At 61.1% G+C, this 9,765-nt stretch carries 8 protein-coding genes; 6 read left to right on the top strand and 2 right to left on the bottom strand.

The features are described from left to right. Both JNL55_RS27330 and JNL55_RS27325 read right to left on the bottom strand, forming a co-directional pair. Nucleotides 1-1,280 (bottom strand): sodium:solute symporter family transporter (locus tag JNL55_RS27330; protein WP_293862067.1); only part of this gene is annotated, 1,280 nt, incomplete at its 3' end. A 9-nt stretch (nt 1,281-1,289) separates the two neighbouring features. Beyond that, the gene (locus JNL55_RS27325) at nt 1,290-2,219 is read right to left on the bottom strand and encodes a Gfo/Idh/MocA family protein (protein ID WP_293862064.1); all 930 of its coding nucleotides are present in this window, start codon (nt 2,217-2,219) and stop codon (nt 1,290-1,292) included. Nucleotides 2,220-2,394: 175 nt separating this feature from the next. Between JNL55_RS27325 and JNL55_RS27320 the strand changes: the two genes are divergently transcribed. The 6 genes from JNL55_RS27320 to JNL55_RS27295 all read left to right on the top strand — a co-directional run. Continuing rightward, complete coding sequence (locus JNL55_RS27320) at nt 2,395-4,194, top strand: IlvD/Edd family dehydratase (protein WP_293862061.1); 1,800 nt, start codon at nt 2,395-2,397, stop codon at nt 4,192-4,194. Nucleotides 4,195-4,202: 8 nt separating this feature from the next. Continuing rightward, nucleotides 4,203-5,060: an SMP-30/gluconolactonase/LRE family protein gene (locus JNL55_RS27315; protein WP_293862059.1), complete on the top strand. Its 858-nt coding sequence runs from the start codon at nt 4,203-4,205 to the stop codon at nt 5,058-5,060. A 70-nt stretch (nt 5,061-5,130) separates the two neighbouring features. Then, nucleotides 5,131-6,255 carry an aldose epimerase family protein gene (locus JNL55_RS27310; RefSeq protein WP_415923175.1) on the top strand — a complete coding sequence of 375 codons (1,125 nt, stop codon included), beginning with the start codon at nt 5,131-5,133 and terminating at the stop codon, nt 6,253-6,255. Continuing rightward, nucleotides 6,252-7,367 (top strand): endo-1,4-beta-xylanase, encoded by a 1,116-nt coding sequence (locus JNL55_RS27305; RefSeq protein WP_293862053.1) that lies wholly within the window; start codon nt 6,252-6,254, stop codon nt 7,365-7,367. Before JNL55_RS27310 ends, JNL55_RS27305 begins: the two co-directional genes overlap by 4 nt. A gap of 53 nt (nt 7,368-7,420) precedes the next feature. Beyond that, complete coding sequence (locus JNL55_RS27300; protein ID WP_293862050.1) at nt 7,421-7,966, top strand: SRPBCC domain-containing protein; 546 nt, start codon at nt 7,421-7,423, stop codon at nt 7,964-7,966. Nucleotides 7,967-8,055: 89 nt separating this feature from the next. Next, on the top strand, nt 8,056-9,765 hold a 1,710-nt coding region (locus tag JNL55_RS27295), incomplete at its 3' end, for a methyl-accepting chemotaxis protein (protein WP_293862047.1).

Below are 9,765 nucleotides of genomic sequence, written 5' to 3'. Positions count from 1 at the left end.
TTCCAGAACAAACCGAGCATGAAGATCACGACGATGCCCGGCGTGAAAAAGCCGGTGTACTCCTGGATGTATTGAAACGCCTGGTCGAAGCTGCCGAGCAGCGGTCGTGCTGTGACGATGGCCAGCAGGATGGACACTACGGCGGTGATTCGGCCCACCAGCACCAATTGCTTTTCAGGCTTGGGTTGGCCGGCCTTGTTATAGATGTCCAGGGTGAAGATGGTCGCAATCGAATTAATCTTGGACGCGGTGGACGCGATGATTGCGGCGATCAGCGCCGCGAACACCAAGCCCGCAATGCCGGTCGGCAACAGCCGCATCATGGTGGGATACGCTTCATCGGGCTTGGCCAGATCCGGCGCGAGCACCACGGCGGCGATACCGGGCAGCACGATGATGACGGGCATCAGCAGCTTCAAGTACGCCGCGAAAATCACACCCTTCTGTGCCTCCGCCAGACTCTTGGCGGCCAGCGCGCGTTGAATGATGTATTGATTGAAACCCCAATAGCTGAGGTTGGCGATCCACATGCCGCCGATCAGCACCGACAGGCCGGGCAGGTCTTTGTAATAGGGATGAGTCGAGTCGAGGATCATGTGGAAATGATCCGGCGCACGTTGCAGCAGGGTAGAGAAGCCAGCCGCCACGCCGTTGCCGCCGCTGATTTCGTTCAACGTCAGGTAGGAGACCAGCAGGCCACCCAGCACCAGTAGCGACACTTGCACGATGTCGGTCATCGCCACCGCGCGCAGGCCGCCGCGCAGTTGATAGATGAGCGCGAACACGCCGAGCCCGATCAGCGCGAGGTTCTGATCGATGCCGGCGACTTTGGCCATGGCGATGGAGCCGAGCCAGATGATGGAGGTGAGATTGACGAACACGTACAGGCCCAGCCAGAAGATGGCCATCAACGTGCGAATACGCGTGCCGTAGCGCTGCTCGAGGAACTGCGGCATGGTGTAGATCTCATTCTTGAGGAAAATCGGCAGGAACCATTTGCCGACGATCAGCAGCGTCAGCGCCGCCATCCACTCATACGACGCAATCGCGAGGCCAATGGCGAAGCCCGAGCCGGACATGCCGACGATCTGTTCGGCCGAAATGTTGGCGGCGATCAGCGAAGCGCCGATGGCCCACCACGGCAGCGTCTTGGACGCGAGAAAGTACTCGGCCGAATCCTTTTCCTTGCCGCCGCGTTCGCGTGAGACCCACTGTGCAAGGGCGAACAAGCCGATGGCGTAGATGACGATGATGACCAGATCGATCGTGGCAAGCTGCATGTGTTGTTCTCAGAAATGAAACGGGGCACTGGCCTGGCGCTGGCCGAACCTGAATGCATCGGTGACCAATTGCAGCGGTGTGGTATCCACGTCGCTGGTGCCGGTGCTGATCAGCTCAGCGAAGCGGTGGTACAGCCGGGCATATTCTTCATTGCGTCCGGCGACCTGCGGTGTGCCGTCGATGTACAAGCGATGTCCCCCATCGGTCAGCAGCAGCATCTCGGCGTCGGTGCGCACTTCTATATCCCAACGAGGTGCGCCTGCATAGAGAAAGTCGAACGAGGCTGCGACACGCGTCTGGCCGTGCGACCACACTATCTCAGCAGCCAGCGGCGATTGGCAATTGCTGGGCACCGAGAGCGAGGCCGATTGTAATTTCAGGACGCCCGGCAACAGGCGCGTCAGGATGGAAAGCGCATTGATGCCGGGATCGAATACGCCCATGCCGCCTGCTTGCAGGATCCAGTGTTGGCCTGGATGCCAGACTCGAATGTCTTCCTTCCAAGTCACTTGCACGCTGGCAATGGAACGTTGACTCAGCCACGCGCGAGCCGGTTCGACGCCACTGGCCTCACGCGAATGCCACGTCGTGAATAGCGTTTTGCCGCGTCGTCGAGCGCGCTGTGCGAGGTCATCGACTTCGGCAACGCTCGCGGCCGGCGGCTTTTCCAACATTACGTGAAGTCCAGCCTCCAGCGCCGTGCTCGCCAGTTCGTGCCGACCTGCGGGCGGGGTGCAGAGCGAGACCGCATCGACCCGTATTCCGGAAGCGAGCAGCGACGGGATATCCGGGAAAGTGGCGAGCTGGGTCACCGGGCCGTCGCGATTCACGGCCGCGACCAGTTCGACTCCATCGCCGCGCGCCAACGCCGGTAAATGCTGGTCGCGGGCAATCTTGCCGATGCCCACCAGGGCCAGTCGTAGCGGAGCGGATCCCACCTGTTCGAGTCCTCACAGCATGTGCCGTCCGGTCGAGGCTGCAGCGCGGGCCGCTGGTATTTGCGGGCGCTTCTGCTATCTTCGTCGCGGCCGGATTGATTTATATGATATATAGGCTTTATAGACTGCGACCTCGCCAAAGGCAACTGGCGGCTCGCGCCAGCAGGGGAATTGCATGATCGATAGTGCTCAGGGGCAGCGGAAATTGCGCTCGCGCGCCTGGTTCGACAATCCAGCCAATCCGGACATGACGGCGCTCTATATAGAGAAGTACCTGAACTATGGATTGTCCATCGAGGAGCTGCAGAGCCAGCGGCCCATCATCGGTATCGCGCAGACCGGCAGCGACCTGACGCCCTGCAATCGCCAGCACCTGGTGCTGGTCGAGCGCGTCAAAGCGGGCATTCGCGAAGCCGGCGGCATTCCGTTGGAATTTCCGCTGCATCCGATTCAGGAAACCGGCAAGCGGCCGACCGCCGGTCTGGATCGCAATCTGGCGTATTTGAGTCTGGTGGAGACGCTGTTCGGCTATCCGCTGGATGGCGTGGTGTTGACCATCGGCTGCGACAAGACCACGCCGGCTTGTTTGATGGCGGCGGCGACCGTGAATCTGCCGGCCATCGCGTTGTCGGTGGGCCCCATGCTCAACGGCTACCACGAAGGTAAGCGCGTCGGCTCCGGCACCATCGTGTGGAAAGCGCGCAGCATGCTGGCCGCCGGTGAGATCGATTACCAAGGGTTCGTGCGCCTGGTGGCGTCGGCGGCACCGTCGACCGGTTTTTGTAACACCATGGGCACGGCCACCACCATGAATTCGTTGACCGAAGCGCTCGGCATGTCGTTGCCGGGTTCGGCCGCCATTCCGGCGCCTTATCGCGATCGTCAGGAGTGTGCCTGGCGCACCGGGCGCACCATCGTCGAGCTGGTCAATGCCGATCGCAAGCCTTCGGACATTCTGACCCGCAACGCCTTTCTGAATGCGATTCGGGTCAACTCGGCACTCGGCGGTTCCACCAATGCGCCCATTCATCTCAACGCCATCGCGCGCCACGTCGGCGTCGAGTTGACGCTGGAAGATTGGGAGCGCGAAGGTCACGACATCCCGCTGTTGGTGAATCTGCAGCCCGCCGGCGAATATCTCGGCGAAGATTTCTATCGCGCCGGCGGTGTGCCTGCAGTGGTCGGCGAGTTGATGCGGGCCGGACTGATCGCCAGCGACTCGATGACCGTGAACGGCAAGACGCTCAGTGAAAACTGCGCCGGCGCTCGCAGCCTCGATGAAGATGTGATTCGGCCGTACGCACGGCCGCTGAAACCGACGGCCGGGCTGACGGTTCTCAAGGGCAACTTGTTCGACTCGGCGATCATGAAGACCAGTGTCATCTCGCCGGAATTCCGCGCGCGCTACTTGTCCGATCCGCTCGATCCGGATGCGTTCGAAGGCAAGGTCGTGGTGTTCGACGGGCCGGAGGACTATCACGCGCGCATCGATGATCCGGAGCTGGGCGTGGACGATCGTTCGATTCTGGTGATTCGCGGCACCGGGCCCATTGGCTATCCGGGTGGCGCCGAGGTTGTGAACATGCGTCCGCCTGCGGCGCTCATTCGTGCCGGCGTCGACGCGCTGCCTTGTATCGGCGACGGGCGGCAGTCCGGAACGTCGGGCTCACCGTCGATTCTTAATGCGTCTCCGGAAGCGGCTGTTGGCGGCGGCCTGTCGTTGCTACGGTCCGGAGATCGCGTGCGCATCGATTTGAAACGTCGCGAAGTGCGCGTGCTGATCGACGATCAGCAACTCGCGCAGCGTCGTCAGGAAGCCGAGGCTGCGGGTCCGACGTATCCCAAGTCACAAACGCCGTGGCAAGAGATTCATCGCTCGTTGACCGGTCAGTTCGAAACCGGTGCGGTGCTCGAGATGGCGGTGAAGTATCAGCGCCTGGCGCAGACCGTGGACAACCTGCGCGATAGTCACTAGAGCGCGGCATGTCGTTCGAGATCATTGCGAGGTCGCGGCGAGATCGGTTGGGCGAAGGCCTGCTGTGGTCGCAGCGTCAGCAAGCGCTGTTCTGGGTCGACATTCTCGACCGTCAAGTGCATCGCTTGTCGTTGCTGACCCGCGAGATCTACAGCTGGGACATGCCGGAGATGGTCGGCTGGTTGATCGAGCGCGAACGCCGGCCAGGCTTCATCGCGGGATTCGCTTCCGGCTTCCACGAACTGACGTTGGATCCCGTGCGCAGCGCGCCGTTGCAAGCGTTGCCAGCGCATCCCGCCAGTAATCGACTCAACGATGCGAAGGCCGATCGTCACGGTCGCATCTGGGCGGGCACTATGCCGATTGCCGCAGATCAGCCAGCCGGCTCGCTGTATCGACTCGATGTCGATGGCAACGTCGAACGCGTGGATCAGGGCTACACCGTCGCCAACGGACCGGCCTTCAGCATCGACGGCAATTATCTGTATCACACCGACTCACACGCGGGCGTCATCTATCGCTTCCGCTCTCACGACGATGGCTCGTTATCGGAACGCGCTGTGTTCATCGAGTTCGCGTCGGACTGGGGCAGCCCGGACGGCATGACCGTCGATAGCGAAGGCGGCCTGTGGGTGGCGCACTGGGGCGGCGGTCGCGTGAGCCGCTTCGATGAGCAAGGCAAGTTACAGCGAAGTATCGAGTTGCCGGCGTCGCAGATCACCAACTGCACCTTTGCTGGGCCGAATCTGGATCGAATGTTTGTGACCTCGGCGTTCGATGGCGTAGCGGACCAGCCGCACGCTGGTTGCCTATTCGAAGTCGATCCGCAGGTGCGCGGCTTGGCTCCGTTTCGTTATCACGGTTAGTACTCGCAGATTGTCAGGGGGATAGATGTCGAGACGTCCGAGAAGCGCCACGTTGTTTGGCGCCGTGTCGATGAGCTTGATCGGCGCGATGTCGTTGCTGAGCGCGACCGCCAGCGCCGCTGAATACGCTAGAGCGTCGTTCGGCAAATTGCCCGACGGGCGGTCGGTCGAGAAGGTCACGCTCAGTAACTCCAAAGGAGTCACGGCTTCCATCATCGCTTACGGCGCCGCGCTGCAGTCGCTAACTATGCCGGATCGCCATGGCAAGCCGGCGGATGTGACCTTGGGTTACCCATCGCTCGAGGGCTATCTCACCAAGTCCGAGTATTTCGGTGCGACCGTGGGCCGCTTTGCCAATCGTCTGGCCGATGGCCGCTTCAAGCTGGACGGCAAGACCTACCAGACACCGCAGAACGATCATGGCAACTCGTTGCATGGTGGCGAGCGTGGCTTCGATAAAGTTCTGTGGGAAGTCGTCGGCGTGGGGCAGGGTGACGCTGCGTCCGTGCGCTTGCGCTATGTGAGCCCCGACGGCGATCAAGGCTATCCGGGCACGCTAACCGTGTTCGCGACCTATGCGTTGAACGAAGCCAATGAGCTGCGCATCGAGTACACGGCGACCACCGATAAACCCACCATCGCCAACATCACCAATCATGCGTATTGGAATCTGGCAGGCGAGGGCGCGGCCGTCGCTGCGATGGGGCATGTGCTCACGATTCCGGCCGAGCATTACACGCCGGTGAATGACAAGTTGATTCCCACTGGAAAGCTGCAGCCCGTGGCCAGCACCGTGTTCGACTTCCGCAAGCCGGTAGCGATTGGCGCACGAGTTCGTGAGGCACGCGAGCCGCAGATCGTGTTCGGCAAAGGCTACGATCACAATTTCGTCATCGCGAAGGATGTGGCCAAGGAGCCGCGCCTACTCGCGCGAGTGCAGGAGCCCACCAGCGGCCGCGGCTTCGAGCTGCTCTCCAATCAGCCGGCGCTGCAGTTCTACTCAGGCAACTTTCTGGACGGCTCGGTGATCGGTAAGTCAGGCCGTGCGTATCGCCAAGGCGATGCGCTGGTGCTCGAGCCTCAATTGTTTCCTGATACGCCCAATCAACCGCAGTTCGGCTCGGCGCGACTCGATCCGGGTGCCAGCTATCGCAATGTGATCGTCTATCGGTTTTTCGCAGGAGAAACGCCATGACTCGAACCCTATCCACCGTGCTCGCCTTGTTGCTCCAGGCGGTGTTGCTAATAGCGGCGCCGGCCTATGCCGCCGAGCGTTGGAGTACTCAACAAGCGCACGACTGGTACAACAAACAACCGTGGCTGGTCGGCGCCAATTACATTCCGGCCAACGCGATCAATCAGCTGGAGATGTGGCAGGCTGACACGTTCGATCCGGCCACCATCGAAAAGGAACTCGGCTGGGCGCGCGGCATCGGCATGAACACCATGCGTGTGTATCTCCACAACTTGTTGTGGGAGCAGGATGCCAAGGGCTTCAAGCAGCGCATCGATACGTTCCTGGCGATCGCTGCTCGTAATGGCATCAAACCGATTTTCGTGTTGTTCGACAGCTGTTGGGATCCGGAGCCCAAGCTCGGTCCGCAACATCCGCCGATTCCTGGCGTGCATAACCCGGGTTGGGTGCAGGCTCCTGGCCGCGCACGGTTGGAAGATGCGTCGGGGTATCCGAAGCTGCGTGAATACGTGTTGGGTGTGGTCGGTGCGTTCGCCAAGGATGATCGCATTCTGGCGTGGGACGTTTGGAATGAGCCGGACAACGATGGCGGCGGCAACTATCCGAAGCATGCCGGCAAACAAAAGTATGTGGAGCAGTTGCTCGGTCAGGTGTTCGACTGGGCACGTTCGCAGAAGCCGACCCAGCCGCTGACCAGCGGTCTGTGGCAGCACGATGACTGGTCCATGGAAAAGCTCACGGCCATCGAAAAGATTCAGATCGTGCAGTCGGATGTGATTTCGTTCCACGACTACAGCTGGCCGGAGACGTTCGAGCGTCGCGTGAAACAGCTGCAGGTTTACGGTCGGCCGTTGCTGTGCACGGAGTACATGGCGCGTGGTAATGGTTCGACCTTCGATAACTCCTTGCCGCTGGGCAAACGCTATAACGTTGCCATGGTCAACTGGGGCCTGGTCGACGGCAAAACTCAGACGCGCTTTCCGTGGGATTCCTGGAAGAAGCCTTACACGCTGGAGCCGCCAACCATTTGGTTCCATGAAGTGTTCCGCGCCGATGGCACACCGTATCGAGCAGCGGAGACTGAGTTGATCAAACGATTGACTGGCCGATGAGTCTGGTCTGACTTTCGGGTGAGCTTGCGTTACTCTCCGGCGAGGAGGGTAACGTGAGCTCCCAGAAATCCGATGATGATGAGCCGCGCGAGTACAGCTCGCCGGCGTGCTATCTGCACGAGTTCGAGCAATCGACGCCGCGAGTCGACGCCGCCTCTAGAATCATCGCTGCCTCTGCGGCCACGCTGTACCGCGCCCACATGGATCCGCAGGCACTCATGCAGTGGCTGCCGCCGGAGGGAATGAAAGGTCATATCGAGCAGTTCGATGCACGCGTCGGCGGCAGCTATCGAATGGTGCTCACGTATCAGCAGCCCGACGCTGCCGGCAGCGGCAAGACCACTGAAAATTCCGATGCCGTGCAGGGCCGCTTCGTGGCTTTGATCCCAGACCGGCAGATCGTACAGATCGTCGAGTTTCAATCCGACGATCCTCAGTTCGCCGGTGAGATGACCATCACCTGGACGTTTCTTCCGGTGCCCGAGGGCACGCAGGTTACGGTCCGTTGTGAGGATGTGCCGCCGGGCATCCAGCCGGAAGATCATCAGGCCGGCCTGGCTTCTTCCCTAAGCAACCTAGCGGATTTCTGCGAACCCTAAAGCTTCAGCCACAGCCGCCGTTATTCTGTTACGAGCCCCTGCGTGGGCGCTCGTATGCGGGTTTCCCGCAGCAAATCAGGGTGCAATTCATGGCGGCTGGACAAAACATGAGCCTGCGTACGCGCATGCTCGGCGTGATCGTGCTGTTTGTTCTGACAGGTTTCGCGGTCACCGTTTCCGTGTTGACTTACCAAGCCAGCAGCATGCAGCGGGATTCAGCGCTGCAGTACGCCGGGCAACTGGCCGAGACTCATGTGACTGCCGTCGAGGCGGAGCTGGTGGGGGCGCTGGACGCCGCTCGCGGTGTCGCACAGGCACTGTCCGGTCTCAAGGCCGCTGGCCTCACCGATCGCGCCCGTGCCGATGCCATCTTGAAGAGCGTGCTTGCGGACAACCCGCGGCTGCTTGGCGTCTGGACGGGTTGGGAACCGAATGCATTCGACGGCAAAGATGCCGAGTACGTGAGCAAGCCCGGTCATGACGCGTCGGGTCGCTATGTTCCTTATTGGAATCGCGGTACCGGCACGCTGAGTGTCGAGGCCCTGGTCGACTACGACAAGAGCGGTGCCGGCGACTATTACCAGATCGCCAAGAACAGCCGCGAGCAAACCATTCTCGAACCGTACAAGTACAACGTCGGCGGCAAGGACACACTCATGACCAGCTTGGCCGTGCCCATCGTCATCGGTGGTCGCGTGGTCGGCGTGGCGGGTGTCGATATCGCGCTGGCCGACTTGCAAGAATCCATCAGTGCCATCCGCGTCTATGAGACGGGCTATGCCAGCTTGTTCTCCAGCGGCGGCACTTACGTCAGCGACCGAGATGCGAAGCACGTTGGCCAGTCGTTCAGCGGCTCAGCCGAAGTCATCAGCGCGATCAAGGATGGCCGGTCCTTGCGCAGAAGTATCTTCAACGAAACATTAGATACGCAAGTGACCGAGCTGTTCACGCCGGTGCATGTCGGTGGCGTGAAGACGCCGTGGTCGCTGGCCATCGAAGTGCCCGAAGATCGCATGCTCGCTGAAGTGCAGAAGCTGCGTAACGTCGCGCTCCTGCTCGGACTGTTCAGCATCGTGCTGGTGTCGGTCGGCATGGGTTGGATGTTGAATCGACTGGTGATTCGCCCCATCGGCGGCGAACCGCAACAGGCTGCGCAGATCGCCAACCGTGTCGCGCAGGGCGATCTCACCTTCCGTATCGATGTGGCCGCTGGCGATAACAGTAGTTTGATGGCGGCTCTACGCGACATGCAGCGTCAGCTCAGCGGCATCGTTTCAGGCGTTCGCGACGGCGCGTCGCAAGTGGCGGTGGCCAGCCGGCAGATCGCGCAGGGCAACGATGATTTGTCTCGTCGCACTCAGGAACAGGCGTCCGCGCTGGAAGAAACCGCTGCCAGCATGGAAGAGATGACGGCCTCCGTGAAGCAGACGGCGGATAACGCCAAGCAAGCCAATCAGCTCGCGATCAACACTCGGCAGTTGGCCGACGGCGGTGGCAAGGTGGTCGCCGATGCGGTCACGGCCATGAATGCCATCAACGGTGCGAGCAATCGTATCGCCGAGATCATTGGTGTGATCGACGAGATTGCGTTCCAGACGAATCTGCTGGCATTGAACGCAGCCGTCGAAGCGGCGCGCGCCGGTGAGCAGGGGCGCGGCTTTGCGGTCGTGGCCTCCGAAGTTCGCACGCTCGCGCAGCGTAGTGCCAGCGCCGCGAAGGAAACCAAAGAGTTGATCAATGACTCGGTCGCCAAGGTCGGTGCCGGTTGCGAGTTGGTCGACAAGACCGGCAAGGTGCTC

Source organism: Steroidobacter sp., assembly GCF_016790065.1.
In the GTDB taxonomy this organism is placed as follows: domain Bacteria; phylum Pseudomonadota; class Gammaproteobacteria; order Steroidobacterales; family Steroidobacteraceae; genus Steroidobacter.
Note: the sequence above shows the minus strand (reverse complement) of the source record. Positions and strands in the feature narration are given on the sequence as shown.